Here is a 25,544-nt window from a genome sequence, read left to right as displayed (position 1 = left end):
ATGCTCGGACTGACCAAAAAAGACTTCAACCTTTTCTTGCTCGTTGCCGTGCTGGCGATGTTCGCACCCTTCATCCTGAATCCGTTCCCGGAAGGGTCAGCCATGGCGCAGTTCAACGCGGGCTACCCCGATCTGATGCAGAAGTTTGTGATCTTCGGCATCTTCGCCATCGGGTTCAACATCCTCTTTGGCCTGACCGGATATCTCAGCTTCGGCCACGCAGCGTTTCTGGGCGTGGGCTCTTACTCTTGCGTCTGGATGTTTAAGCTGCTGGGATACAACGTCCTGCCGGGCATCTTCCTGTCGGTCATCACATCCGGCATCTTTGCCTGGTTGATCGGCATCATCAGCCTGCGCCGCTCGGGCATCTACTTTTCGATCCTGACACTGGCGTTCGCGCAGATGTCTTTCGCTCTGGCCTACTCCGTCCTGTCGAACCCCAAGTTCAACCTGACCAATGGTGAGACCGGGCTGCAGGTTTATGCGGATGATCCGCAAATCTTCCACTCGGCCAACATGCCGGACCTGCCGCATCTCTTTGGCCTCAGCATGCGCGCCACCGAAAAGGTGCAAATGGGGGCTTGGGAATTCCAGTTCAACGCGGGCTATTATGTCTGTGCATTGATCATGATCCTGATGTTCTATCTGTCGATCCGGATTTTCCGTTCACCCTTTGGCATGATGTTGCGGGCGATTAAATCCAACAACACGCGGATGAATTACACCGGACTGAATGCGCGTCCTTACACGCTGGCGGCCTTTGTGATCTCGGGTATGTATGCCGGTCTGGCCGGTGGCCTGTTGTCAGCGGTCGATCCGCTGGCGGGTGCCGAGCGGATGCAGTGGACAGCCTCGGGTGAGGTGGTTCTGATGACCATTCTTGGCGGGGCCGGTACACTTATCGGGCCCGTTCTGGGCTCCGGATTGATCAAGTATTTTGAGAACATCTTCTCCAAGATCAACGACAACGTCCTGCACAGCTGGTTCTCGTTCCTGCCCGAAGGCATGGAAAACCTGATGGTCACGCTGATCCACCCCTTCGTGGGCAAAGGCTGGCACCTGACATTGGGCGTGCTGTTCATGATGATCGTGATCTTCCTGCCCGGCGGACTTGTCGAAGGCGGCCAACGCATCAAACGGATGTTCGGCGGCAAAAAGAAGTCGCAGTCGGACGAAGAAGCCACTCAATCCACCCCTGCGGAATAAGGAGACTGAACCATGGGCATCCTTGAAGTCAAAAACGTCAACAAGCGTTTCGGCGGTCTGCAGGCGCTCGGCGACGTCAACCTGAGTGTCGCGGAAAACAGTGTGCACGCGATCATCGGCCCCAATGGCGCGGGTAAATCCACGCTGCTGAACGTCCTGATCGGCAAACTGATCCCGGATACGGGCAGCGTCAGCTTTGACGGTCAATCGGTTCTGGGGCGTAAGCCCTACGAGATTTGCCAGATGGGCATTTCCCGCGTGTTTCAGACACCCGAAATCTTCGGTGATCTGAGCGTGTTGGAAAACATGATGATCCCGATCTTTGCCAAACGGGATGGCGCGTTCCGTATGCATGCGATTGAAAACTCGTCGAACGAAAAGTCGATCATCGATCAGGCCGAAGATATGCTCGAAAGCCTGAACATGGCCGACAAGCGGCATATGCACGCCGCCTCGATGAGCCGGGGCGACAAGCGTCGGTTGGAAATCGGTATGTGTCTCAGCCAGAACCCGCGTCTGTTGTTGCTGGACGAGCCAACCGCCGGTATGGCGCGGGCGGACACCAACAACACGATTGATCTGCTGCAACAGATCAGCGACGAGCGCGATATCACAATCGCGATCATTGAACACGACATGCATGTTGTGTTCAGCCTGGCGCAACGGATCACCGTTCTGGCTCAGGGGTCGCCATTGGTTGAAGACACACCAGACAACATCAAGGGCCATCCCAAGGTGCGCGAAGCGTATCTTGGTGAGTTCGGCTTGATCATGGGGAGTGAAGAGATGAACGCTAAACCTGAATTCTCCAAAGGCCAGAATGCGGCACAAACGGCCCCAGCCTTTCTGTCGGTCTGGGGCATGCAGTCCTATTATGGCGAGAGCTATATTGTTCAGGATATCAGCTTCAACGTGCACGAAGGCGAAATCCTGGCTTTGCTTGGCCGGAACGGTGCGGGCAAAACCACGACGCTGCGGTCCATCGCGCGGATGGATGACCCTCAGTTGAACCACGGCGAAATCTGGCTGGACCATCAGCCGCTGCACAAGATGAAAAGCCACGAGGCATCCACCGCGGGTATCGGTCTTGTGCCCGAAGATCGCCGGATCATTCCGGGCCTCACGGTTGAAGAAAATCTGCAACTGGCCCAGATCGCACCCCCTATTGGCTGGTCGATTGAGCGTCTGTACGAACTTTTCCCGCGCCTCAAGGAACGCCGCAAGCAAGAGGGTGTGACCCTTTCGGGCGGTGAGCAGCAGATGCTGGCCGTGGCGCGGGCCTTGGCACGTGACATCAAGGTTTTGTTGCTGGATGAACCCTATGAAGGGCTTGCACCGGTGATCGTGGATGAGATCGAAAAAACCCTGCGCATCATCAAAGAACAGGGCATCACAACAATCCTCGTGGAACAGAACGCCGTGCGCGCGCTGGAACTTGCAGATCGCTGCATCATTCTGGATACAGGAGGCATCGCCTTTGACGGTACCGCCTCAGAAGTTCTCGAGAACGAAGAGTTGCGCGCCGAATATCTGGCGATCTAAAACATTTAACGTCGCCCCGGATTGTTGACCGACGGGTTCGGGGCGCGTGCATATACGGCCACGCGGCCGACACCTGCAAAAAAGAAAATTAAGGGACAGAGATGACCGACACTATAAATCCGCCCTCCGCCGATTTCGCAAAAAACGCCCTGATCGACACCGCCAAATACGACGCGATGTATGCTGCATCGATCAAAGACCCCGATGCCTTTTGGGCCGAGCAGGCCAAACGCGTTGACTGGATCAAACCTTTCACCAAGGTCAAAGACGTCAGCTATGAGTTTGGCAATGTCTCGATCAAATGGTTCGAAGACGGCCAGTTGAACATCGCGGCCAACTGTGTGGATCGCCATCTGGCCACGCGCGGTGACCAAACCGCCATCATCTGGGAGCCCGACAGCCCCGATGAGGCCGCGCAGCACATCACCTATAGCCAGCTGCATGAAAACGTCTGCAAGATGGCCAATGCCTATAAGGCGCTCGGCGTGGGCAAAGGCGACCGCGTGGTGCTCTATATGCCGATGATCCCCGAGGCCGCCTATGCCATGCTGGCCTGTGCCCGGATCGGTGCCATCCATTCCATTGTTTTCGCCGGGTTTTCGCCCGATGCCCTGGCCGCCCGCGTGGGCGGATCAGAGGCCAAGCTACTGATCACTGCCGATGAGGCCCCGCGCGGCGGTCGCAACACGGCCCTCAAGGTCAATGCCGACAAGGCGCTGGCCAATGTGGACCATGATTGCAAGATGCTGGTGGTCCAGCGCACCGGTGGCGATGTGGCCATGCAGGAAGGTCGCGATCACTGGCTGCATGAGGTGCAGGCCAGCGTCAGCGCCGATTGCCCGCCCGAGCCGATGGATGCCGAAGACCCGCTCTTTATCCTCTACACATCCGGCTCCACCGGCGCGCCAAAGGGCGTGGTGCACACCACGGGCGGCTATCTGGTCTATGCCTCGATGACGCATGAGATAACCTTCGATTACCACGATGGCGACATCTATTGGTGCACGGCGGACGTGGGCTGGGTCACCGGCCACAGCTATATCGTCTATGGTCCGCTGGCGAATGGTGCGACCACGCTGATGTTCGAAGGCGTGCCGACCTATCCCGATGCCAGCCGTTTCTGGCAAGTCTGTGAAAAACACAAGGTCAACCAGTTCTACACCGCCCCCACCGCCATTCGGGCGCTGATGGGTCAGGGCAATTCCTTTGTCGAAGGGTGTGACCTGAGCAGCCTCAAAGTGCTGGGCACCGTGGGTGAGCCGATCAACCCCGAGGCCTGGAACTGGTATAACGAAGTTGTCGGCGGCGGGCGTTGCCCCATCGTCGACACCTGGTGGCAGACCGAAACCGGTGGCCACCTGATGACCCCCTGCCCGGCGCGCATGCGACCAAGCCCGGCTCGGCCATGAAGCCATTTTTCGGTATCGAACCCGTCGTGCTGGAGCCGACCTCCGGTGAAGAGGTAAGCGGCAATGACGTCGAAGGCGTGCTCTGCATCCGCGACAGCTGGCCCGGTCAGATGCGCACCGTTTGGGGCGATCATGAGCGGTTCGAGAAGACCTATTTCTCGGACTACAAGGGCTACTATTTCACCGGTGATGGCTGCAAACGCGATGCCGATGGCGACTATTGGATCACCGGCCGAGTCGATGACGTCATCAACGTTTCGGGCCACCGCATGGGCACGGCCGAGGTGGAAAGCGCCCTGGTCGCGCATCCGAAAGTGTCGGAAAGCGCCGTGGTGGGCTATCCGCACAAGGTCAAGGGCCAGGGCATCTATTGCTACGTCACCCTGATGGGCGGTGAGGAATACACCGATGAACTCAAGACCGAGCTGCGCAACTGGGTCCGCCAGGAAATCGGCCCCATTGCATCGCCCGACCTGATCCAATGGGCCCCAGGCCTGCCCAAAACCCGCTCAGGCAAAATCATGCGCCGCATCCTGCGCAAGATCGCCGAGGATGACTATGGCGCACTTGGGGATACATCCACTTTGGCCGATCCGTCCGTCGTGGATGACCTGATCGAAAACCGAATGAACCGCGACTAGTCAAGTTTATCTGGTTAAATTAGAAAGCCCCGTCGATTTCGGCGGGGCTTTTTTACGGTGAATTTCTACTTCGAGCCAACAGGCACAGGAGGACGGGACTGCCCCTAATTTGGCTTTAAAGAACTGTTTGAGTACGTGGTTTGGGTCAACGATAATGCGAAGTGAATGCATGTAAAATGACGTCCAAAGGGAACGATACAGACCCTTCCGACCTGGGAAAGCGCCCCAAAACGCGTCCAAACGCGCTGCGAGCGCTAACGGCGCCATATTCGCTTTGCACCCGAGCGGTCACCGTTGTTTTTCTTGTCAGTCAGCTTTGGTAGGTCATGAAATTCACAGTAAAAAATCTAGTAATCTGACTTTGTTACCAGAAAAAGTTTGGGCGAGATTGGTCATAAAATTGCTGTTGGCCGCTAGGGGTCGATCACCAGCTTTCGGCAAAATTTCGCTATGACTGAGGCCGCCTAGAGTCATATTTTATTGATGTTTGAGCCGAAATTTCTAGACAGGATACGTTGGTTGACGCTAGGTTAACCTGTGAACTGGATGAAACAATGCCGGACCTAGAGTCTCGCCTGTTTAAAACTTTGATTTGATTTATCCCGTCCCCAGGACCAGCAACGGAACGCATTGTAGCAACGAATTTGCGGGAGGCTAAATTGGTTGATATTTTCTCGAAGAGTGATGGGCCAAGGCGCGAAGATGTCGCGTGCAAGCGGATCATTGATGAAAACAAAGCAACTATTCACAAACTTGCCGATCAGATCAGCGGAGGTCAGTTTTCGCGATCTCGCGCCGCCAATGCAAAAGCAAAGGAAGGCCCGAAGCCCGATGGATTGCATATACACATTATGGGCGACACACGTGAGCCCTCGGCGCCAGATCCTGTCGCTCGGGTCACCCTGAATGGACGCGTGATCGTGGTGGACAACAATACCAGCAAACAAATGCGATTTCTTGGACAGATGCGCACGAAAAGTGGTCAAAAATTCTTTGCTCTTGCCACAAAGGAGAATGGTTTCGTCTCGCCGTTGGACGAAGAAACCGAAAGACTTCTTGGTGACCTCAATGGGGTCATCATTGAGTCCGACGACATTGAGAAGAAGTTCGTTTGCGTGATTTCGGAGCGCCTCGATCTTTGAACAGAGGCCACGGTTTTGCTGTCTCGCGATAGGCGAAGCTATGGTCACTCAACTAAAGGTGACGTATGCGAACAACCTACTTTGACACGAAAAGACGCTTGCAGGCAGAAATTGCCACGCCAGAGGTTCGACAATCTCAGCACAAAACGACCAACGCATGGGAAAAATTTGTTGAACGAGGGCATGCCACCGCAGAAATAGAGAAAGCGGTTCGCTCAGAAATCCTTGAATCTTGGGCGCGCTGCACGGATTCCGGCATTAGCGCACTGGCTGTTGCCACTCCGGAAAAGGTCGACAAAGACGATGTTTTTGTGCTCCGCCGAAAAAACCGATCACTCTGCCAGGCCGCCAACGCGGCCTTTTTGCGTTTGGCACCGCATCTGGCAGAATCTGGTGCAATTCTGATCCTAACGGATCACACAGGAACGATCATCGACGCCACGGGCGACCACAAGACACTAGATGCCGGCCGGGAAATCCAACTGGAAATTGGTGGCGTCTGGAACGAGGATGTCATCGGGACAAACGGCATTGGCACGGCGTTACGAACCGGCAAACCCACTTATGTCCATGCAAGCGAACATTTCTGCCAGGGCATTCAATCCTGGACATGTGCCGGCGTTCCCGTATTCGACCCATTGGACAGATCCATCATCGGGGTTGTTGATCTCTCGGGGCCACCTGACATTTTCCAACCGCATAACGTCGCGCTTGTCGTCGCAGCGGCGCGGGAAATCGAGATCGCTTTGGCTGAACAACAGCGCGAAGAACGCACAAAACTATTGGAAGCCTACATAGACTTGCCCAAGACCCATGATGCTGATGAGGCAATTGTGATTTTGAATGGATCCGGACGGATCGTATTCAGCCGGAATACCGATAAGGCGCCGGACGATAGCAAGGTTGATTTGCCCATCGGTCGGCAATTGCTGAACTTCAAACCCAATATGACCGACGGCGAACTGGCTGCGGCTCTTCCGGCGAACCTAACCGCGACGGCAATTGACCTCCTGAAATCTGGCGGCGAAGTTCAGGGCGCAGCGTTGATCCTACCGAACAAATTCGCCCCACCGTTACCTGCCAGACCCAGAGGCATTACGATCAAACCGCGTGCTGGTATTCAGGAGGATGAAATTGCCATTCTCGGCGAATGCCCCAAAATGCTGGAAGCAATCGAATTTGCACGCCGGGCGGCCTTGGCCAATGTGACGGTTCTTGTGCAGGGTGAAACCGGTGTCGGCAAAGAACTGTTTGCGCGGTTGATCCATAGTCATCATGCCAAAGAAAACTCGCCCTATGTCGCTGTGAACTGCGCGGCGATTTCCGGTGAGTTGATCGGCGGAGAACTTTTTGGTCATGTTGCTGGCGCGTTTACCGGGGCATTGCGTGAAGGCAAGTCTGGTAAATTCGAACAGGCTAATGGTGGCGTTCTGTGTCTGGATGAAATTGGCGACATGCCCCCGGAATTGCAGACCTACCTGTTGCGAACGCTGGAACAGCGCGCGGTCTATCGGATCGGCTGTGACAGACGTCGCCCGATCAGTGTTCAGCTGATCGCCATGACCAACCGGAATTTGCGCCAGGATATCGAATCCGGTCAATTCCGCCGTGATCTATTCTACCGTATCGGCACAATCGTTATTGATGTGCCGCCACTGCGTGAGCGCGGCAGGGATATCAACATCCTGATGGACCATTTCAATTTGACGCTTTCGGAAAAGTTTGGCCGAGCACCGCTGATCTTTGACATGGACGTCATCAAGGCGTTTCGCGAATATTCTTGGCCGGGGAATGTCAGGGAGCTTCGGAACACAATCGAACGTATGTGTCTGTTGCACAGTGGCGATACGGTTGCTTTGTCTGATCTACCGGACGAAATATCGCAGCCCGAGAGCAGTGTTTTCCTTTCTGGGGATGTCAGGCCCAGAGCAAATACAAATCTTGATCTCAACGAGGTCGAGTCACTGGCGATCCAACGCACGATTGACCAGCAACACGGCAATCTGACCAAAGCGGCGGCGCAGTTGGGAATTTCCCGCCCCACTCTTTATCGGAAAATTCGGCAGTACGGTCTGAGCCGCGGGAAGTAAGCCACTGAATTGCTTGGCGGTACAACAGAGTTTGGTTGGGGTTTTCAGGACGTGCGCGCACACCCATCTGGCGTTTGCGTTAGCGATTTCAGAGATAAATTGTTGATCTGGCTGGTGGGAAAGTGGCCAGCCAGATCAACGCCACCAGGTCACTTCAGGGGACTATGACCCCGCGACCGGTAAAGCGACGGTTCTTGAAGTCATCGATGGCTGTGTTGATATTCGCAAGTGAATACTCGGTGTAATGCATCTTCACCAACCCGTCGGCATTCAGCTCCATCAATTCTACAAGCTCTGTATAGTCACCAACCAGACTGCCGCCGATTTTGATCTCATTGACCACCAGTTCCACGGTCGGCACTTCGATCGTTCCGCCGTAGCCGACAACAATCAACTCACCACCCTGCCGCAGAAGTTTCCAACAGATATTTTCGACACCCAGTTCGCCGACAAAATCGATGACCACATGACTTCCGCCACCGGTGGCATCTTTAATCTGTTCGATCAGGTCGGGTCCGCCGTCCAGAACAATGTCCGCGCCCAATTCCTTGGCCAGGGCCTGTGCGCCTGGCTCACGGTCCACCGCAATAACGCGCGCACCGCATAAGTGTTTGAGACATTGAAGTGCGATATGTCCCAGACCACCGACGCCGAGAACCGTGACATAAGCTCCCGGATACACAAGTCCCGCCGCGCGTTTTGCAGCGCGGTAGGCGGTGATACCCGCATCGGCCATCGGGGCCACATCAAGCGGGGTTATATTGGTGTTCAGCTTGATCAAAGAGCTTTCATTGGTGATGAAATACTCAGCAAAACCACCATCCAGCCCCAGCCCCGGGAATAGGCCATGATCGCAATACATATCATGTCCATAGCGGCAATTGAGGCAGATACCGCAACTCCGATGCGGGTGGCAAATGACGGCATCTCCCGGCTTGACGGAGGTCACATTACTACCAACATCCTCCACCCAACCTGCGTTTTCGTGACCCATGACATAGGGCAAAAGGCTGCCCTCAACGTCCATGATATCCTTCCAGACACCTTCGATAATATGCAGGTCCGTGCGGCACAGCCCTGCCGCACCCACTTTCACAATCACCTGATCTGCAGAATTGACCGTGGGTTCCGCGACGTCTTCGATCTTGAGTTCGACGTTCATTGCGGGATCGTATTCGTATAGCCTTGCCGCTTTCATGAGAGGCTTCCTCCTATTCCTGTTGGGCTAAAGATTGGGTCAAGCCCGACCAAGCAACTCAGCACCGCCGCCCAAAGCCGCCCCCGCCGTGGGATCGGCTTCACCTTCTTCGAGATCACCAACCAGAGTTTCCGTTGTCAGGATAAGCGTTGCGACCGAGGTTGCGTTCACCAATGCGCTGGCTGTGACCCGTGCAGGGTCGATGATCCCTGATTGGAACATGTCGCGAAATTCGCCACTATTGGCGTCATACCCGTGCCCGGCCTGCGCCGAGATCACCGAAGCCACAACGGCGCATGGATCGGCGCCGGCATTGCTGGCGATCCGTTCCACCGGCCGGGTCAGAACCGACCGCACCAGATCAACGCCCTTGCTAACGTCGCCTTCGTTGGCCAGGGTCAGATCATCTAAAACCGCTCCGATCTGGGCCAGCGCCGTACCACCGCCGGCCACTACGCCGTCTTCTGCGGCGGCCTGAACTGCGCAGAGCGCGTCTTCGATCAACTGGATTTTGCGCTTTTGCTCCACCGGTGTGAAACCGCCTGCATAAATCACAGCGGTGCCGCCAGACAATTTCGAGATCCGTTCGCGCAACTTGTCTTGTTCGATGTTGGGTGGGGCCACATCGTACTGGCGTTGCACCTGATCGCGGCGCGCTTTGATATTTGCCGGATCACCTTCACCCCGGATGATGCTGGTCTGGGACGAGCTGACCTTGACCTTCAGCGCGCCACCCAATTGGTCGGGTGTCACGTTTTCGATCTTCTTACCAAGGTCGCGGGCCAAAACCTGGCCTCCGGTCAGAATGGCCAGATCGTCCATCATTGCCGACCGCCAATGGCCATATTCCGGGGGGTGAACAATCAGGTATTTTCCAGCTCCGCCGCTGTCCATCAGGCTAATCACGACTTCGGGCGCTATTTCTTCTGCGATGATCAGCAAGGGGCGGTTTTTCTCATCGGCTATCCCGCGCGCATTTTGCAGGATATCCGGATGCAGGATTTTCTGATCCGTCATCAGGATCAGCGGATTGTCCAAAATCGCTTCCATGTTGTCCTGATCAGTCACCATGTGATGCGAGATATAGCCACGATCAAATGACATGCCCTCGACAACTTCGAGTGTGGTGTCGATGGTGACCGAAAAATCGGCGCTGATCACACCCTCTTTGCCGACACGCCGATAGGCTTCGGCCACGAGTGAACCCAATTCAGGATCCGTCGCAGAAACCCGCGCGACCGCCGCGAGGTAATCGGGATTGTCGTCACAGGATCGCGAGGTCTCATCCAGCCCCTCGATGATCCGTTCAACGGCAATTTCGATACCCCTGCAAAGATCAACCGGCTTCACGCCCTGCTCGGTGATTTTGACGCCTTGCTGAACCAGCGCATTGGCCAGCACTATCGCTGTGGTCGTTCCATCCCCGGCCACTTCGTTGGTCTGCATGGACACTTCACGCACGACTTGCGCACCCATATTTTCAAAGCGGTCCTTCAATTCGATTTCGGACGCAATCGTAACGCCATCCCGAGTAACGAGCGGCGTTCCGACTGGCCGGTCGATCATTGCGTTCAGCCCCTTGGGGCCAAGGGTGGGCTCTACCGCTGCCGCTAGTTTCAACACGCCTTGGGCCAGCGCCTGCCGTGCGGTTCCGTTATGAGTAAGAAGTTTGGCCATTGTGTAATCTCCCTGACAGGCGCACAGGCCCGATTTGTTGATTTTCTATGTCTGGCACGTGGTTTTCGGTTCGACTAATTGGTTGCCAATGGGTTCTTGTCGCTATCCCGAGGCGGGACACGGTTCTGGATAAAATCGATCAATCCTGGCCCATCTTTGCCAATCTCGACCTCTTTGTAGCGGGTTGATTGCAGCCCTCGGCAAAGGGCTCCGTTAAATTCCATATTGATCCGGACACCGCGCAGCCGGGCCATGTAATCGCGCAGTCCAGTTTCGGTCAGTGGCTCACCGTTCCAGGTGGGAAATGCCAGATCTCCTGGGTTTTCTGCCAATCGCCGCGACATCAAAAGTGACCGGTATCGGGGTTTCTGCTTGGCTTCGTCGTGGCCGCTGAATGGGATTGCGTCAAAGGTCTCCAGCGTCATGCCGACAATATCAGACGCGGGAAATCCTCCGGCATTCAACGCCAGCAGAATGGTTTCCTGACGCCGCATGTAAGCTTTTTCCAGAAACTTGAGGCGTACCGCTTCCAGATTTTCGCCGTCGCAAAACTCCGAGAAGACGTTTGCGAAATCCCTACCACCATTCACGCCGTCATTAACCCGGTCAGCAAAGCAATGGTCATTGAGCGTCACCCCAACCCCCGTAACCCAAGGTAGCACCGAGACGGCATTGTGGATGTCGAACGCCATGAGGAACGCGAAGTTTGGCGAGCACCAGTAGGTAGGAAGCCGAAACTCGACTTCCACCCTATTGTCTTGTTGATCAACCGAGATCTTCTCGACGAAGCCCATATCCGTGACGGGCTCGTCGAGTTCGGGGTCTGTGACATGCTCAAGGCATTCCCAGATCTCGGCAACCAACTCAGTTTCCTGAAACTTCAGAAACATCCGACTATTCCGCCGCGATCTGAACCGGGGCGCTGCTCAGTTCCTTTTTCTTGGCCTCAACATCTATGTCGTAAAGTGCTGCCGCGTTGAGACCGAGGATTTTTTCCTTGACCTCATCCGTCAATTGCACGCCGACGCGTTCAGCTGAAATGTCCTCGTGAATTTGGAAATCCCAGAACTTTTCGACCAGCCATTGTGGCGTCCAGATCGCATAGTCCGACCCGAACAGGATCTTGTCTTCACCAATCCAGAAAAGGAGTTCCGCCATCACTTCGGCGAAGTAGCGCGGCCGGGTGTGGATGAACGGCATGGCGACAGCGAGGCCGGCATAGACATTGGTTTCCTGCGTCGCGATCCAGCAGAAGTCATCCAGCCGCGGCAATCCGCAATGTTCGATGATCCAGTTGAGGTTCTGGAAATCGGTGGCGGCATGATCCACGTCGTGGACATCAAATGCATCCTTGTTGAGCGGGATGATCGTCGGCCCCTTGTGAACATGAATGTTCTTGATGCCCAGTTTGTCACAAAGCTCAAAACACTTGTAAGCCTCCGGATCGTTCAACGCCCAGCCTTTGCTGTCTCCGTTCCATTCGGCGGTGTACATTTTCACGCCCTGGATATCGAAGTTTTCCTTCATGTAGTGGATGTATTCCAACGCCTTGTTTCCGTCGCGCGGGTCGAAGGAACCGTTCACGATAAAGCGTTCGGGATGGCGGGCGGCCATCGTGGTGCTGCGTTCAATGCTGGAAAACCCATTCTTGTAGAAGTCTTTCAGATATGTTGACTGAATGATCGCCACATCGTCGGGGCCATCGATAAACAGATCGCGGTAAACATCATCCTCGGAATATTTCTCGAACCGGGATTTCTCCCACAACTGCTCGGGCGGGCTCAGGTTTGTGTGATAGGCGTAAAAGCAATCAATGAATTGCTTGCCATGAACATTGCTTTGGTTTTCCGGGCTTCCGTCCCAGAAATGGGTGTGGCCGTCGACGATGAAAATTTCCTTGCCGGATTTCGTTTTGAACATTTTGTCCTCCAAAGATCGTGTAGGGAATTCGGGCGTTGTAAGATCTGGCGCGCGCCCAGGGTCGAGCCCGGAAGCGCGCCAACGGGCGCCGTTACTCGACGTATTCGAGCACGTCATCCATGTTGCCAAAGAGAACGACGGTGTTGTCATCAACCCGGACCATCCGCCCATAGTGAGTAGATGTGTTCACTTCGAAGGTTTCAGCCGTCATCTCACGGCCCAGAAAGTCACTGATTTCATCCATTTTGAAGACCAGTTTTCCCTCTCCGTCGATGCGGATCGTCGCCGGGTTATGGGTGATCGTCACCTTGGGGTCTTCATTCATGAATTCAGCGATCGCCCGCGCCTCAACCGAGTCGTTCATGGTCACGCCGCACTGGTGCGAAATGGTTTGTTCGAACCTGATATCCTTCATGGATTTGAAGATGTTCGTGTTTGTCGCGTCACGCGCTACATTTGACATTTACGGTACTCCTTTGAATTAGCGGCTCAGGCCGAGTTCGGTCAGAATTTGACCAACACGTTCGTTCGAGACGGCTTTGACATCTTCGAATGAGACAGGCTTGGAATGCGGTTGCGACCAGATCGGCTGAAGCGCCAGCGCGGCTTTGTCAGCCAGAGCACCGTGTTTCTTGACCCATGACTGGAACAGCGTCTTGTTATGTGCGCCATGTTCTTCGTCACTGGCCAACAGGTACATCAGGTCGATTGTGTTCGCCAAATTCCGCTCGTAGTCCGCCTCGGCGGCTGAAATCACCGGTGGCGTGACAAAGTCGTTATTTGCCGCGGCGGCTTGCATCAGGAAACCCGAACGGAACAATTCACCGACCAGTGGTTCAAAGACGAGGTTGATCGCGAAATATTGCTCCAGATAATCTTCGGACCCCATGATCGATTCAATGGCTTCCCGGGTCGGTTGCCAAATGGGATCTTCCAGCCAGAACTTTTTGCCCAGTTCGTCATCCCATCCGTCGATATCCATCCCGATTTCGGCAAGATAGAGCGTGATGTCCTGCGCCAGACGCAGCTTGTAGGAAGAGTTGGTCAACGTCGCGTTGTTGATCATCTGGGTGTAGCCATAGCGCTGCGCTTGCATCAGCGATGTACCGAGACCGAATTCGGCATGTTTCCACGCACCAAGATGGGCTTGCAAAATACGATTCCAGGTTTTGTCAAAAGCGGCGTGCGCCCCTGCTTTACGGGCGTTTGCAATGACGGTTTGAACCATCGTGCAAATCTTCGACTGACGCTGGTAATGGGTGCGTTCCCATTCCTGATCCGGCGCACGGAAAGCATGCCAGTTGGAACTGCGTGCCTGGGTAAATTCTTTTTGGTATGCGCCGCCGCCCTTGCCACCATCGAACTCGATAATCCAGTTCTGAATCAGGTAGCGTTCGGGATCCGGTTGCACGTCCACAGTGACGTCTTCGTAATGCGTCGCGCGTTTGCCCCTGGGTTCGTAGTAGTTGTATTTGCGGCTGTTCGATCCAACGAATGTCGCAGCACCCGCTGCACCGGAACCGACGGAACTTGATGTAGCTACCATTGTAGCCTCCCTTGGTTGATTTCATTCACATGACTAGCGATCAGCCCAAACATCAGTGAGCCGATGAACCGGAAGTCGGTGTGAACTTGTCGAAGAAAATGCGCTCCATTTCGAAGTCGTTCATAAAAAGTACAGGCGTCAGAGCATCAATCATTGGCGGCGGGCCGCAGGCGTAAACGTCACCTTCGCCTTCGAGGTCCATCTCCTTGAGACGGCTATCCACGCATTCATGCACAAAGCCGCGCTCCCCACTCCAGCTTGCGTCATCATCTGCGTGGCTAAGTACCGGGATGAATTCGACCGAAGGGTTCGCCTTGATCAGTTCATCAATTTCCTCAAGCTTGAAGAGATCGTCCTGAGTACGCGCACCGTAGAAAAACAGGATCGGACGGCCTTCTCCACAGGCCAGTTGGTCATGCAGGATCGACCATACCGGCGACATCCCCGATCCGGCGCCGACCAGAATTACGGGTCCTTCTCGGTCTTCGCGTCGGAAACACATTCCGTAGGGTCCTCTGAGGCTGACTTTGGCGCCTTTTTGGATGCCTCCTGCGTCGAGCTCGTTCGAGAACCGTCCGTCCGGGTATTTTTTGATGATGAACGAGAGTTTTTGGGCTTCGCCCGGCGAATTTGCCATGGAGAACGAGCGTGTAATCTCCTCCCCATTTTCGGGGGTAACCGTGATGTCGACATATTGACCCGCCCAAAATTTGAGCGGTGTATCAATTTCAATTTCAACACCGCGGATGTCATGGGTTAGTTTTTGGAAATCAACAATCTGACCGTCAAACGACTTGACCGGAATGGATTTCGACAAAACCTCTTCGTCGTAATTCAGAAGCTCGATTTCGACATCACTATAGGCAAGCGTTCGGCACATCAGGATGTGCCCGCTATCTTTCTCAAAATCGTTGAGCGCAAATGTGGAGTATTTCAGCATCTCCGTTTCGCCATCAAGCCGGACGCATTTGCAGGCGGAACACTGTCCTTCCTTGCAGCCATGCGGCAAAGCGATGCCTTGTCGGAATGCTGCGTCCAGGATGGTTTCATCTTCTTCCACCTCAAACTCGACGCCTACCGGCTCCAGCCTGACGTTGTATACGTCGCTCATGTATCGAGTTCCCCCATGCCCCAGCTCCGCTTCGGCTTGCGTCAATTCAGTGGGTGGCAGGGGCCAGTTCAGGCCCCTGCAGTTGGTTTAGTTGCAAGGATTGATGGTGAAACCAGCGCGATACTCGGCCAGATGGGCCTCGCGATCGGTTTCCGACATCCCGCGCAGGGCGTTCAGTGGCGACCCAAGGGTGTGGCCACGTACATCGTCCAGTGTCCACATGTCCTTGTCGTCGAAACGCAGATGCGGTTGCGGCACCAGGGTTTTGCCGTCATCACGAACAAAGTTGAGATCCGTAATGGCATCTGCCAGATCCCAACCGTCATAAACGGTTTCCCACTCCCGCTTGCCCGAGAATTTGCCCATGGCCGGTGTTGGGCGGCCCTGATATTCGTCAGCAAATGCCTCGACAGCAGTCCACCGATCCAGTTCATGCGCAAAGGTGTGCAACTGCCCGTCGATTTCATCGACCACCATGTCCTCACGGATCAGGCATGGCACCAGGCATGACCAGCACCGGTGCGGATAGACATATCCGACCTCTTCGTTGAAGGTGATGACCTTCTGTCCGGGAACGCTCAGCTTGGCATACCATTTCCAGAAGTCGCCGAATTCAGCGTACCAACCCGGATATTTGTGCTCAAACCATTCAAAGTCTTTCTCGGTCTGGGCTTCAATCCGCCAGAAGTTGACCGGCCAGCCGACCGCGAAGAACTGCGCCACCTTGTGCACATAGTTCTTTTCGGTAATCCGCTTCCAGGCTTCCTGTACATCGTCGTGATGTACTTTCACGCCATACTTCTCAAGCGGCAGCATGTACGTCCGGTAGTAATCTTCGAAGATCCAGCGATGCCACATTTCCGCGTAGGATTCCTTCTCCTTGTCGCGGTTGGTGGTGCCGTATTCGATGAACGTACCAATTGCGGCGTCAACAATGGCGTGGTTCTGCCAGAAGGCATACCGCAGATCGCGTTCAAGCAGCAAATGGTTCTCTGGCTCTTTCAGCGCAGCCATCAGCAGCGAATGCCCATTGCCAATATGACGGCTTTCGTCCGATTGAACCGACAAGAACACCGTTGGAAGCGCATAGTCACCATTCCGGGCGGCCTCCGAAGGCATCGCAACAAACAGCGTATTGGTGAACGCGGTTTCGGCCACAACGGTCAGATACATGCACGCTGCGGTCATCGTGTCGCCGGTCAGGAACCCTTCGCCAAACTGACGGCCAATGGTTGTCGCGTAGCACTTACCGAACGCTTCTTCGGTGATGTCGAACCCCGCCGGGTCGATATAGTTTTCCATGTACCATTTCTTCAGGTTCATCTGAATCGTGGAGTGACGGAATTCATCGACCATCTGCATTGTAAAGCCGGTGCGCAGGTCTTCGCCCGGTGCCAGACGCGCTACCATCGCCATCGAGCGGGCAGCCGAAATTTCTGGGAACGGGATGATCGCCAGGAACAGCTTCATCCATTCGATCCAGCGCGGTTCAACATTGCGGAACATGTCCCCGCGAAGGGCGGCATCCAATGCGCCATAAACCCGGTTGTCCTTTTCCTCTTCCATCGGAAAGTAGGAGCGCAGAACCTGCTTCATCGGGTCGCGCGGGGCTTTGGTAATTTTATAGTCCGTCGGGAATGTACTGGCTTCCTGCACATAGCTGGGGTTCCAGCCCAGATCTGAGATCTTCTTGGTGGCCTCCCCCACCGAGATTCCCCGTTGGGATGTTATTTTGTTTAGCGTAATCGCCATGCCATGAGACTCCTTTAGCTTTGACCGGTCTATCGGTCTGTTGGCGACAGCGGATGCTGTCATTTGGGTCGACCGAAGTCCCGAAACCCAGCTCTATCGCTGCGGTCACGGGACCCGGTCGTTCGGGTCACGGCAAAGGTTTGAGAGTGTGACGACCCACGTGCAGAGCGACAATTTTGCAAGCCCCGGTTTATCCGCGGTCGTCTCCTCCCTGTTCCTTCGTTCTTGGTGGTTTCCTTTGTCGTCGGAAACACGGCGTTATGCTGGGGTAGTTGCAAGTGCCGTGCCAAAACGGGGGTGCGAGAAGGAAAAACTTAAAAAAAGATCAAAAAATCTTTCAAGTAATTGTTTAGAATATATTTTTTTAATTTTTGGTGATCGCCCGAGCGTGCATCTGTTCAAAATGGGTCAATCCAGTGCCGCGCGTTGCACGAAAAACCGTTCCATTTCTTTACACATTTTACAGTGCGGGAGCTGTTACAAGCCAACACCTTCCCCAGCGTTACACCAATTTCCCGGCCCCGTTTGGCGGGCAGTTTCACGATTGGTCAGATGGCGACATCTGCTTCAAACCTTGGTCCAGTTTTTTGGGCCGCGCAGAACCTTTTTGAGAACGGTGTAAGTGATAACGCAGGAAATCGACCGCGTGCCCGTGCGCAAACGAAAACCTTCTGAAAGGAAGGTCCGTAGCCTCAAACCCAAGTCTCTTTAAAATCGCGATCGCAGATAGGTTTTCGCGCATACAGCAGGCCGTCAAAGTTTCAGTCACAGCTGGCTGCTGCTCGAGAAAACGTCGCACAGCCCATAAGCCCAAACCCTGCCCGTGACATTCGCGCTTCATCCAGAAGGATAGCTCAGCCCCTAAACTGACCGATCCCACCGGCGCATCATCCAGACATATGACGCAGGCACGCACGTCCGGGTCACCGAGGAAATTCATGTACTTTTCACATGCCTCCGAATCCAAAGGGATCGGCAATGCCGCAAGCCAGCTCAGCAGTTCGGGGTCCTCAAGGGCCTGAGCGAGCGCCTTGGCATCCGCGTTTGTGTAGGGCCTCAGAGTGACATGTTTTTCAACCATTCAAACAGCACCTCCGCGGTTTCTAATTCTCGGTATGACTGTCAACCGGTGGCATTTGGATCAAACATCAAACCCAACATCCACGGCGCTTCCAGATTGACCTCATTCGGCGTTGTTATGGCCATGCAAATGCTTTGGACCACCAGCAGATCGTGCGTGTCCCAACAGTTGAGACAACCTGGCATTTTTTCGTCGAATGGCCGGTGGCGCAAATCCCAGCGACTGGCGGTATTTGGACACCGTGCGCCGTGAGACTTCCAGGCCGGAAGCCTGTACCAAATAGGTGATCCGACAATCACTGAGGGGTGATGCCTTATCCTCACTGGCGATCAGGGTCTTAATAATGTTCAACACCACGTGCTTGGTACGGGGTTGGCTGCTATAGGACACTGAACTGCAAAAAAGAGATTTCAATATGATGCGCCCCTGTGGGCATTGAATGGTCACGCCAGATACGATGCGGCTTACGGTGGCTTCACTCACATCAATATCGTCGGCTATGTCACTCATTTGCATGGGCGTTAGGGCGCCGTAACCATGACGGAGAAACTTACGCTGGCGGGCAAAGACCGCCGCGACGACCGCCAATGTGGTGGCCTTTCGCATCTCAACGGCGCCTTGCACCGCTTTGGCTTCGGCTAGCAGTGCTTTCAACTCGCCCAGACACGTACCCTTGTCATGCACTCCAAATTCGATCCCGGATGACGCGTGAACTGTTGGATAGCTGGATATAGGCAACTCACAAGTCACACCCTGATCTGTGACATTCAACACAATATCACTCTCAGTGAGTTGAGCATCATCGAACCCGAAGATCGCGCCGGGCTTGGGGTTCATGCGGCGAATTTGGTCCAGACGCAGCGCCACATTCTTAACGTCTACTTGCAGCCGTCTTGCCAGACTTTCCAAACCCTGATCCGCCAACGTGTCAAGATTTGCGATCACGCTTGCCATGACGTCATCGAACAATTCCTGGTCAATCGCCTGAAGTCGCAGACATTCTGCCAGATTGCGCGCGAAAACCCCCGCAGGTTCCAACGTTTGCAGGCGCGCCAACATAGTGTTGCACATCTCAAGATCAAAACCGTTGATCCTAGCGATGTGTTCAACAGGCACTGTTAACCATCCATTTGGGTCGATCTCATGTAGGAAGGCGAAGGCAACCCGTAATTCATCCTCTGGCGGCGCTATCCGCCAAAATTGATCGGCAAGATGGCGATAAAGACTGGTCCGGGTTTCGCTGGCAATCTCCGGCAGGTCTCCGTTTTCCGATCGCTGCAAGATGGCCAGTGTACCGTCTTCAACTTCCAAAAAGGGGTTACGTTCAATGGTTTCCGCCAGAAACTCATACAGATCGACCTGACTCATCCGCATGATCTTCACGGCTTGCATCATGGTATGATTGAGCATCTTGCTCTGCCGCGTCGCATAGACATACCCTGATCGCATCACGTTACCCATGCAAAAGAATCTGGCGGCTGAAGTGTTGCAGCTGCATGCGCGGTAAGACTCGCCCGGCATTTCAGGCATTGTCGCGTCTCTGATCGCTGATAGTCTTGGGTCACCCCAATAGGATCGAACTTACGATGCCAGCCCGTTTCAACTCTTCGACCTTCGTGCCTTTTGAGGCAAACTATCCGGGCGTATCTCCGCAATTGATGGCCCGCACCCGTCAAATGTGGTCGTCCCGCGGGTTGGACCTCGACAAAATCTGGCGCAACACGATCGGCCGTTTCAGAGGGGCTGACAGTATTGGATGCCAAAGCTCTGAAGTAGACAGCGGCCCGGTCGATCAGTTTTTCATGTTCGAACAGGCCGCGATCTGGGTGGCCTCGCTCAATGCCAGTGCCGAGCTGGCGATCAAAATGACTGATACCAGATTGACCACCCCGCAATGGCGCGCCTTGCATGCGCTGACATTTCGGATGATCGAACAACTCGATGCAATCAGGTTGCTTTTCCTCGTCGAACTGCCAACGCCATCCATGCAAATAGCCCGCAGCATTTCCGAAGACATCGACATGGCATTGGCGTTTATTTCGCGCCCGAAACTGGCTGCGCGATTTACCGAATGCGCAACGATTGAAGAGGCTAATGAATTCTGGCGGCGCCATATTGCGGGCGGACGTGCGTTTAAGGCCGTGAGCGAGCAGCTCTATCGCGCGGGTCTGGAATTCGACCAAAGCGGGGAATACGCGGCGTGGTGCAAAAAGGTGAAAGCGATCCTGGGCACGGCGGTTCATTCGTCGTTTCGTGCGCCCGGCGCAAAAGGCAAGGGAATGAACGCGGGAAAATTCCGCGCAACCCAAGACTGCCTTTATTATGTGACCCTGCGTCTTCAAGAAATGTGTGCCTATTCCCATGGCTTGACGAAAAATTTTGGCGAGGATCTGAAAGCGATCAATCAGAGTGCCCCGTCAGTATCCGACGATGAGTTGGGGCGCTTGACGGCGCGCATATCCGAAATCACTGTCGATCAACTGCGCTGGACGCTCACAAACAGCGAGTTGCAGGATGCGCCATTGTCGCATCACATTCACTAACGCGTCCCGAAACCCACCTGCACAAAAACCCGTGCAACGCCTTAGTGTTCGGTTTGGGTATCTGCGCCCATCCGGCCCTGCGCGATCCATTGTGCGGCCATGATCAACGCACCAGTTGCAAAATCCTTGCCATGTTCTTCGATCATTTCGGTCGAAATGGTTGATAACCGGGCAAAATACTTGTCTTTGCTCTGTTCTTCGGATGACAGTTTTTCGGTCATGGTTCCTCTCCTTTTTGTCGTTTGTTCTGGTTCTGGTCATTTGAACATTTGTGCCGGGAACGTGATGAGTGCGGCCTTTCCCGAGGCATAGCCAACTGCAAGATGCTCACCGGTTTTTGACCAACACAGGCAGCTCACCTCGGTTGCGTTTTCCTGGTGCAACATCATTTCCTGCTCACTCCCGATGCTGGCGATCGTCAGCAAGCCGTTGGTATACCCGCTCGCCACCAGCGGACGGTCGGGGTGCGCCGAAATTGTGTTGATCGCAACAAAACCTGGCTTTCCCGTCGTCAATGGGGTGCCGGGCAAATCATTCGCAGGTAGGTCGTTGCTGTCCCAACCAGCCAGCCGAAAGGCCCCGGACGTCACAAGAGCATTGCTCGGCTCACTAAAGGCGGTGTTGCGGACCGCCATTGGATAGCCTTCGACCCGTTGAGAGGCTCCGGTGGTGCAGTCCACGATGTAAAAGCTGTTGTCAGCCGACGCGCATGACAGGTGGCTTCCCGATTTTCGCCAACTGATTTCGGTGATATCGCCATCACATTCGATCTCGCGTGGGCTGGCGGTCGGGTTTCGAAGGTCAATCAAACTCAGTTTTTTGTCGCCCCATGCCGCAAGCGTGCGGGCATCTGATGAAATTGCCTTGCAGTTTACCGGATGATCCAACGCCAGCTTCGCCACAACGTCCATGTCGCTCGTGTCATGGAGTGTAATCTGGTTTTGCCGCGCCAGAGTCAGCGTCTCGCCGGCATTGCTGCTGCACATCGACGTAATATCGATGCTCTCTGGTTTAAGACGGTCCACCACGTTTCCCCCGGCGGTGACTTGCTGCACAGCACCGTTCAGATCGACAATCGCAAAGCCTTGCGACCCAAAGCGCGCGACAGGGAGATCCGTCCGGGCCTTGGTTTGCGGTGTTATGAGAGGAGTTACGGGATTTTCCCTCGGTCGGATTGTGGTTCGTCCGGTTTCGAGATCCATGCGCGTCCGAATTTTCGGGCTTTCGGCATCCTTGATCGACGCCAGACTTACTTGACCCGTACCCAGCCTGAAGATCGCGGCTGTATCATCGTGGTTGAAGACAACCTCTACAACCTTTCCGTCGACGCTCCAGTAACGCGCAAGTAATTCAAATAGAGATAGCCCTGCTGCGCTGTTCTCCACCATTCTATCTCTCCTTCTTCGCAGCCGCTTCGATCTGTTCATCGATCCGGGAAAGTATGAGTTGCAAATCGTCTATCCGGGCCTGACACCCCTCAAATTCGACTTCTGTAGCAACTTGGCTTTCGGTTGTTTCCTTTGAATCCGGGTCTTTCATCATGAGCACTTCCTGTCCGCTGCGCAGTTGCAGCAGGCGCAAATAGCCAGCGTTTTCTTTGGAAAGCTCGTTGATCACCTGCATCCGGCGCTCAAACAACATGGAGATTTCGTCGGATTGACCGGGCATTCAACAATCCTCTATGAAATTGCTGGCGGACTGTTTTTGCACTGGCAGGAGGATCGCCAAATGATGAAAAATGACGCGACCCAGGTTTTCTTTTCCAAGCTGGCGCAGGTCAGTTTCGACGTCACCGGACCAAACAGTGTGCTCACGCTCGCCGCCCAAGAGGCAACCAACAATCCCTGCCCCACTGCGTTTGTTCGAACCCAGGAAGAACTGGCCCGTTTGTCCGATGATCTGCGCGACCAGATTTTGAGCGACGTACATATGAACATGCGAAATGACATCGGCCTGATTTGGGAAAACCTCCCCAATGCCCCGGCTTCGGGTAGACCCAACTGACCGCCCGGCAAGCCCCGCAAGAGCGGCCGATGGGAATCTGTCCCGACGCGGTTTCTCCATTTATACTCCCCCGGGGCGAAATGCTGGTCGGACCGATTTTCCCAAGAACGCGTCGCGTCCGTTTTCCAAGTCGGGTTCGCCCCTTTGACTACGTTCGGCTCGCGGTCTGTGCATGCCGAAACAGGGTCAAATGATTAACATTTCACCACTCCGGGCAAAAGTTAAACGTTTAAAATACAACATTTTTTGCGTTTTCCCGCGGGCCGCACGGAAGTTTGGCAACAAACGTTACGAAGGTGTAAAATGGGATGGTTTCATAGTTTTACAAATCAAGCGTTTTTGCTTCAAAGTGAGAATCGCTAAATCGAATCAGACATGCCTGCCACAGCCGCACAGACATTCAACGCGATCAGTTTTTTGCGCCAGCGGAAGTGCGCAAAATGCTCGCGTCGCTCGTTAAACCAGACGACTGCGAAATATTGATTTGGAAGTCACCTGCCAGGGTAAGTTGAATGACTGCTCCAACAAAATTAGCCGCGGCGCCACAATTGCCTTGATGCAACCGCAAAGGATTTCTGCGCGGGCAATAGCTTGCATATGCAAAAGGCAGTGATGTCCTCTTAGCAGAATTCGAGAAGACCTGACTTTCAAAGTTTTCCTCTACTAACCGAAAACGGAATTCTCCGGCGCTTCTGAACACACCGCCCATAGGCGTTCCGCATGATCCGGGTTGCAGGACGGTGGCTATGGCATCACATTGCCCTCATGCCATCTGCAAGCCTTGATACCCCCGTTGGTCCTCTGACCGTTGACGCCCGTGACGGCAAGATCATTCGTGTTCGGTGGGTCGACGACCCGTCGGGCGATCTTACGCCCGAGCTCGAGGCCGCACTTGTCCAGCTCAAAGCCTATTTCGACGGTTCCCTCACCGAATTTGACCTGCCGCTCCATGTCGACGGCTCAGATTTCCAGCGTGATGTCTGTGACGCGATGTCCACGATCCCTCTGGGCGAGACAAAAACCTATGGCGATCTGGCCGCAGCGCTTGGCGTGCCCGCGCAGGCCATTGGCGGGGCCTGTGGCGGCAATCCGATCCCGGTGATCATTCCCTGCCACCGGGTACTTGGTGCCTCAACTCTTGGCGGGTTTTCCGGCATGGGCGGGGTGGAGACCAAGGTCTGGCTTCTGAAGCATGAAAAAGCCGGTGGGCTGTTGATCTGACACGCGACGTGCCGTTAAGTGCGGGCCGGGATGATCTGTTGCGCGATGCCCGCAAACATCAGGTAAATTGACGTGCTTACCAAACCCCAATGCGCCCAACTTTCCGGGTGAAAATCCACCCACGCCGCCCATGCCGCAAAAAACGTCCAGGCCAATGCAATCGGTAAGGTCAACACCCGCCAACGCTCCGTGCGCACCGGGTGTACAAATTTGAGAGGCGTGAACATGGCCGCAGCCAATACCGCCACCAGCACCAGGCTGATCCAGAAATTGGGTTCGACCGCAAAGAGAACGAGCACCAGCATGTTCCAGCACGCCGGAAAACCGGAAAAGGAATTATCCTTTGTTTTCATGCGTGTATCGACAAGGTAAAGCGCGCTGGAAAAGGTGATGACGATAATCGCGAACCACCCGGTCCACCCCGGCAACAGCCCCGATTTGAAGAGCGCAAAGGCCGGAATGAAGATGTAGGTGAGGTAATCGATGATCATATCGAGGATATTGCCATCGAACTGGGCCGCGTATTTCTTGACCTCGTATTTCCGCGCCAAGGGTCCGTCTATGCCATCCACGATGAAGGCAACCACCAGCCAGAGGAACATCAGGCTCCACTTACCGTCGACGGCTGCCAGCATGGCCAGCATGGCAAAGACTGCGCCTGTGGCCGTGAACAGATGAACGGATAATGCGCGGATTTCTGGTGTCATCCCAAGTACATGCAGGATGGCGGCCGGAGATGCAAAAAGAAAAAGCCCGGCACCTCTTAATGCCGGGCAGTTTTACAGATTTACCGCTATTATTGCGACAGGCGGACGTCTTCCAGAGGGTATGCCATGCTGTCTTGATCTTCCCACGCTGAGTGGCAGTTGTGACAGAAACTCTGTTTGAACTTCATTGGCTTACCGTTCGGCTGCACACCGCTATAAAGCCAATCATCCGTGTCCGGCGCGCCGCCAGCTTCCAGCTTGGTCATGATAAAGAGAGGGCCCACGATGCCTTTTTTCTTCTTGGTGCTGACCTTGATGCTTTCTTTGGCCAGAACAGAACCAACAGGCATTTCCACGCCTTCTTCGGCAAATTTCAGGTATTCCTCGGCGGCAATGTCATTGGCAAACGTGAAAAGAAGGCGATTGCCATGGGCACCGGCAACCGCGGGACGTGTCGCGGTCACGGCCCAATCCCGATACGCTGCGGCCACTTCGTTGTCGCCTTTCGTGTAACCGGTGATCATCTTGTCCTTGATGCATTCGTACAGCGTGTTCACGCCCGCCTCATCCAGATCGAACGGATCCTCAACATCAACCGCGCAGTCAGCGGCATATGCTGTAGAAGACATTGAAAGTGTTACTGCAAAAGCTGCAATCGAGAGTAGCTGGCGTTTCATCGCTTTTTCCTTTTGGCTACGGAAACCCTGTTGTCAGATACATGCTGGCACGTTTGGACAGAAAGGCGCAGTAAACT

The 25,544-nt window shown here is 54.6% G+C and carries 22 protein-coding genes and 2 pseudogenes; 9 read left to right on the top strand and 15 right to left on the bottom strand.

All coding sequences use genetic code 11. The features are described from left to right. The 6 genes and pseudogenes from ACZ1HJ_RS09905 to ACZ1HJ_RS09880 all read left to right on the top strand — a co-directional run bounded on the left by ACZ1HJ_RS09905 (window position 1) and on the right by ACZ1HJ_RS09880 (window position 8,030). A complete protein-coding gene (locus ACZ1HJ_RS09905) occupies window positions 1–1,206 on the top strand; it encodes a branched-chain amino acid ABC transporter permease (protein ID WP_472722123.1) in 1,206 nt (401 codons plus the stop codon). A 12-nt stretch (window positions 1,207–1,218) separates the two neighbouring features. Next, a pseudogene (locus tag ACZ1HJ_RS09900) lies at window positions 1,219–1,965 on the top strand (ABC transporter ATP-binding protein); the annotation flags it as partial. 27 nt (window positions 1,966–1,992) lie between these two features. Further along, window positions 1,993–2,748, top strand: coding sequence for an ABC transporter ATP-binding protein (locus tag ACZ1HJ_RS09895; protein WP_472722189.1), 756 nt, complete (start codon window positions 1,993–1,995; stop codon window positions 2,746–2,748). A 101-nt stretch (window positions 2,749–2,849) separates the two neighbouring features. Beyond that, a pseudogene (gene acs, locus ACZ1HJ_RS09890) lies at window positions 2,850–4,798 on the top strand (acetate--CoA ligase). Window positions 4,799–5,457: 659 nt separating this feature from the next. After that, a complete protein-coding gene (locus tag ACZ1HJ_RS09885) occupies window positions 5,458–5,940 on the top strand; it encodes a hypothetical protein (RefSeq protein WP_472722122.1) in 483 nt (160 codons plus the stop codon). A gap of 311 nt (window positions 5,941–6,251) precedes the next feature. Then, the gene (locus tag ACZ1HJ_RS09880) at window positions 6,252–8,030 is read left to right on the top strand and encodes a sigma-54-dependent Fis family transcriptional regulator (protein WP_472722121.1); all 1,779 of its coding nucleotides are present in this window, start codon (window positions 6,252–6,254) and stop codon (window positions 8,028–8,030) included. Between the two features lie 154 nt (window positions 8,031–8,184). On the opposite strand, the gene ACZ1HJ_RS09875 is transcribed toward ACZ1HJ_RS09880, so the two are convergent. The 10 genes from ACZ1HJ_RS09875 to rpoN all read right to left on the bottom strand — a co-directional run bounded on the left by ACZ1HJ_RS09875 (window position 8,185) and on the right by rpoN (window position 19,845). Then, entirely contained in the window at window positions 8,185–9,228 is a 1,044-nt protein-coding gene (locus ACZ1HJ_RS09875) for an NAD(P)-dependent alcohol dehydrogenase (protein ID WP_472722120.1), read from the bottom strand. A gap of 39 nt (window positions 9,229–9,267) precedes the next feature. Further along, window positions 9,268–10,905 (bottom strand): chaperonin GroEL, encoded by a 1,638-nt coding sequence (groEL, locus tag ACZ1HJ_RS09870; RefSeq protein WP_472722119.1) that lies wholly within the window; start codon window positions 10,903–10,905, stop codon window positions 9,268–9,270. A gap of 74 nt (window positions 10,906–10,979) precedes the next feature. Beyond that, window positions 10,980–11,795 carry a metal-sulfur cluster assembly factor gene (locus ACZ1HJ_RS09865; RefSeq protein WP_472722118.1) on the bottom strand — a complete coding sequence of 272 codons (816 nt, stop codon included), beginning with the start codon at window positions 11,793–11,795 and terminating at the stop codon, window positions 10,980–10,982. 4 nt (window positions 11,796–11,799) lie between these two features. Next, a complete protein-coding gene (locus tag ACZ1HJ_RS09860) occupies window positions 11,800–12,825 on the bottom strand; it encodes an amidohydrolase family protein (protein WP_472722117.1) in 1,026 nt (341 codons plus the stop codon). A gap of 91 nt (window positions 12,826–12,916) precedes the next feature. After that, a complete protein-coding gene (locus tag ACZ1HJ_RS09855; protein WP_472722116.1) occupies window positions 12,917–13,288 on the bottom strand; it encodes an MmoB/DmpM family protein in 372 nt (123 codons plus the stop codon). 18 nt (window positions 13,289–13,306) lie between these two features. Beyond that, window positions 13,307–14,371 (bottom strand): aromatic/alkene monooxygenase hydroxylase subunit beta, encoded by a 1,065-nt coding sequence (locus ACZ1HJ_RS09850; RefSeq protein ID WP_472722115.1) that lies wholly within the window; start codon window positions 14,369–14,371, stop codon window positions 13,307–13,309. Window positions 14,372–14,423: 52 nt separating this feature from the next. Continuing rightward, the gene (locus ACZ1HJ_RS09845) at window positions 14,424–15,482 is read right to left on the bottom strand and encodes a 2Fe-2S iron-sulfur cluster-binding protein (RefSeq protein ID WP_472722114.1); all 1,059 of its coding nucleotides are present in this window, start codon (window positions 15,480–15,482) and stop codon (window positions 14,424–14,426) included. An 87-nt stretch (window positions 15,483–15,569) separates the two neighbouring features. Then, entirely contained in the window at window positions 15,570–17,234 is a 1,665-nt protein-coding gene (locus ACZ1HJ_RS09840) for an aromatic/alkene/methane monooxygenase hydroxylase/oxygenase subunit alpha (protein ID WP_472722113.1), read from the bottom strand. Window positions 17,235–17,772: 538 nt separating this feature from the next. Continuing rightward, complete coding sequence (locus ACZ1HJ_RS09835) at window positions 17,773–18,315, bottom strand: GNAT family N-acetyltransferase (RefSeq protein ID WP_472722112.1); 543 nt, start codon at window positions 18,313–18,315, stop codon at window positions 17,773–17,775. Between the two features lie 102 nt (window positions 18,316–18,417). Beyond that, window positions 18,418–19,845 carry an RNA polymerase factor sigma-54 gene (rpoN, locus tag ACZ1HJ_RS09830; RefSeq protein WP_472722111.1) on the bottom strand — a complete coding sequence of 476 codons (1,428 nt, stop codon included), beginning with the start codon at window positions 19,843–19,845 and terminating at the stop codon, window positions 18,418–18,420. Between the two features lie 56 nt (window positions 19,846–19,901). On the opposite strand from rpoN, the gene ACZ1HJ_RS09825 reads away from it, so the two are divergent. Then, window positions 19,902–20,858: a hypothetical protein gene (locus ACZ1HJ_RS09825; protein WP_472722110.1), complete on the top strand. Its 957-nt coding sequence runs from the start codon at window positions 19,902–19,904 to the stop codon at window positions 20,856–20,858. 41 nt (window positions 20,859–20,899) lie between these two features. Here ACZ1HJ_RS09825 and ACZ1HJ_RS09820 read toward each other — a convergent pair whose 3' ends face one another. Genes ACZ1HJ_RS09820 through ACZ1HJ_RS09810 form a run of 3 tightly spaced genes read right to left on the bottom strand, consistent with a single transcriptional unit; the run spans window position 20,900 to window position 22,526 of the window. Then, the gene (locus tag ACZ1HJ_RS09820; protein WP_472722109.1) at window positions 20,900–21,079 is read right to left on the bottom strand and encodes a hypothetical protein; all 180 of its coding nucleotides are present in this window, start codon (window positions 21,077–21,079) and stop codon (window positions 20,900–20,902) included. Window positions 21,080–21,115: 36 nt separating this feature from the next. After that, a complete protein-coding gene (locus ACZ1HJ_RS09815) occupies window positions 21,116–22,285 on the bottom strand; it encodes a WD40 repeat domain-containing protein (RefSeq protein ID WP_472722108.1) in 1,170 nt (389 codons plus the stop codon). Continuing rightward, the gene (locus ACZ1HJ_RS09810; protein WP_472722107.1) at window positions 22,248–22,526 is read right to left on the bottom strand and encodes a hypothetical protein; all 279 of its coding nucleotides are present in this window, start codon (window positions 22,524–22,526) and stop codon (window positions 22,248–22,250) included. Before ACZ1HJ_RS09810 ends, ACZ1HJ_RS09815 begins: the two co-directional genes overlap by 38 nt. A gap of 60 nt (window positions 22,527–22,586) precedes the next feature. On the opposite strand from ACZ1HJ_RS09810, the gene ACZ1HJ_RS09805 reads away from it, so the two are divergent. After that, window positions 22,587–22,862 (top strand): hypothetical protein, encoded by a 276-nt coding sequence (locus tag ACZ1HJ_RS09805; protein WP_472722106.1) that lies wholly within the window; start codon window positions 22,587–22,589, stop codon window positions 22,860–22,862. A 765-nt stretch (window positions 22,863–23,627) separates the two neighbouring features. After that, window positions 23,628–24,083, top strand: coding sequence for a methylated-DNA--[protein]-cysteine S-methyltransferase (locus ACZ1HJ_RS09800; RefSeq protein ID WP_472722188.1), 456 nt, complete (start codon window positions 23,628–23,630; stop codon window positions 24,081–24,083). Between the two features lie 14 nt (window positions 24,084–24,097). On the opposite strand, the gene ACZ1HJ_RS09795 is transcribed toward ACZ1HJ_RS09800, so the two are convergent. Continuing rightward, window positions 24,098–24,790 (bottom strand): CDP-alcohol phosphatidyltransferase family protein, encoded by a 693-nt coding sequence (locus tag ACZ1HJ_RS09795; RefSeq protein WP_472722105.1) that lies wholly within the window; start codon window positions 24,788–24,790, stop codon window positions 24,098–24,100. An 89-nt stretch (window positions 24,791–24,879) separates the two neighbouring features. Next, complete coding sequence (locus ACZ1HJ_RS09790; protein ID WP_472722104.1) at window positions 24,880–25,467, bottom strand: cytochrome P460 family protein; 588 nt, start codon at window positions 25,465–25,467, stop codon at window positions 24,880–24,882. Between the last annotated feature and the right edge of the window lie 77 nt (window positions 25,468–25,544).

The organism is Roseovarius sp. JB2-10, assembly GCF_055693585.1.
Note: the sequence above shows the minus strand (reverse complement) of the source record. Positions and strands in the feature narration are given on the sequence as shown.